Source organism: Spirillospora sp. NPDC049652 (assembly GCF_040675125.1).
Classification (GTDB): Bacteria; Actinomycetota; Actinomycetes; order Streptosporangiales; family Streptosporangiaceae; genus Spirillospora.
The window spans coordinates 1-1,372 of sequence record NZ_JBFAOF010001423.1; the positions used below are offsets into that span (position 1 = coordinate 1).

The 1,372-nt window shown below is 71.6% G+C and carries 2 protein-coding genes; both read left to right on the forward strand.

The features are described 5' to 3' along the window. Positions 1-922, forward strand: a 922-nt coding sequence (gene der / locus AB0J52_RS40740; RefSeq protein WP_500188584.1) for a ribosome biogenesis GTPase Der, incomplete at its 5' end; no start/stop codon positions are given. Positions 923-1,082: 160 nt separating this feature from the next. Beyond that, positions 1,083-1,286 carry a hypothetical protein gene (locus tag AB0J52_RS40745; RefSeq protein WP_500188585.1) on the forward strand — a complete coding sequence of 68 codons (204 nt, stop codon included), beginning with the start codon at positions 1,083-1,085 and terminating at the stop codon, positions 1,284-1,286. Positions 1,287-1,372 lie beyond the last annotated feature (86 nt).

Here is a 1,372-nt window from a genome sequence, read left to right on the forward strand (position 1 = left end):
CTTTACACTCTTTCACTCCACTACTCTCTTCCTATCTGGGCGCGGCTCCGGCGACCTGCTGGACGCGGTGCTGGAGGCGCTGCCCGAGCAGGCCCCCAGGGAGCGGTTCGGCGTCGCGGCGGGCGGGCCGCGCCGGGTGGCGCTGCTGGGCCGTCCGAACGTCGGCAAGTCCAGCCTGCTGAACCAGCTGGCGGGGGAGAAGCGGGTCGTCGTCGACTCGGTCGCGGGCACCACCCGCGACCCGATCGACGAGGAGATCGAGCTCGGCGGCAAGACCTGGCGGTTCATCGACACCGCCGGGATCCGCCGCCGGCACCGGGAGAACCAGGGCGCCGACTTCTACGCCACGCTGCGCACCCAGTCGGCGCTGGAGCGGGCCGAGGTCGCGGTCGTCATGATCGACGCGACCGAGCCGCTCGCCGAGCAGGACCTGCGGATCATCTCCATGGTGATCGAGTCCGGCCGGGCGCTGGTCATCGCCTACAACAAGTGGGACCTGCTGGACGAGGAGCGCCGCCACTACCTGGAGCGCGAGATCGACCGGCAGCTCCACAACGCCCGCTGGGCGCCGCGGGTGAACGTGTCGGCCCGCACCGGACGCCACATGGAGAAGCTCGTCCCGGCGATCGAGACGGCCCTCGCCGGCTGGGACTACCGCGTCCCGACGGCGAAGCTGAACACCTTCTTCGCCGACCTGGTGTCGTCGCACCCGCACCCGCTGCGGGGCGGCAAGCAGCCGCGCGTGCTGTTCGCGACGCAGGCGGGCGTCCGGCAGCCGCGGTTCGTGCTGTTCACCTCCGGGTTCCTGGAGGAGGGCTACCGCCGGTACATCGAGCGCCGGCTGCGCGAGGAGTTCGGCTTCGAGGGCACGCCGATCGCGGTGACGATGAAGATCCGCGAGAAGCGCGGCAAGCGCAAGTAGCGGTCCGGCGCGAGCCCCGAGCGGGGCCCGCGTGGGGCTCGCGGGAGCGTGAGACGGCCCGCCCGGGGACTTCCCCGGGCGGGCCGCGTCATGTCAGGATGCCTACGAGGCCCGCGAGTAAGTCGTCCCTTACTCGCGGACGACGGTCGAGGGGTGCGACGTGAAGCTTCTGCTGCTGATGCTCGTGGCCGCCGGGTTCGTGGCGGCCGGCTTCTACTGGCGGCAGCCCTGGATCGGCGCGGTCGGCCTGCTGGTCCTGTTCGCCGGCATGTTCACCGACCGCGACGACGTCGCCAACGACGAGGAGAAGCGCAGCTTCGAGACGACCAAGTCCGTCCGCAACATGCGCAACCGCGACCGCTGAACCCGGGCCCGTTCAGACGCCGGGTTCGTCGGGGGCGACGCGCCGGTCCTGGACGTCCGGCTGGGGTCGGCGCGCGTAGCGCCCGT